We start from the raw sequence: 310 nt of genomic DNA on the forward strand, positions 1-310 counted from the left end.
CCGGCGGCATGATCCTGCTGATCATCGTTGAGCTGTTCTTCTTCATGAAGGTCGGCGGCAAGCTCCAGCAGGTCATGGAGCTCCACGAAATCTACTGGGGCGCCGCGATCGGCCTGCGGGCCGCCAGCGCCGGAACCGCCCTGGCCCAGAGCGGCACCGGGTCGACCAGGATCTCCTGTTCGTGCGAGATCTGAGAACTCCGCTCTCAATCACCCTCTGGCCCTACTCGCCCATCTTGCTTTCAGTCCTCGCAGGCTCCGCCTCCCACGCCGCCCTCTGCGCCGTGTCCGCCCATCTGGCCGCCGCCCAC

General features: G+C 66.5%; 1 protein-coding gene. It reads left to right on the plus strand.

Annotation, left to right across the window (positions count from 1 at the left end):
* The coding region (locus PUR71_RS01560; protein WP_329924460.1) for a hypothetical protein at positions 1-194 on the plus strand (194 nt) is incomplete at its 5' end.
* Positions 195-310: the final 116 nt, after the last annotated feature.

The sequence above is a fragment of the Streptomyces sp. SP17BM10 genome, assembly GCF_036322405.1.
Taxonomy (GTDB): domain Bacteria; phylum Actinomycetota; class Actinomycetes; order Streptomycetales; family Streptomycetaceae; genus Kitasatospora.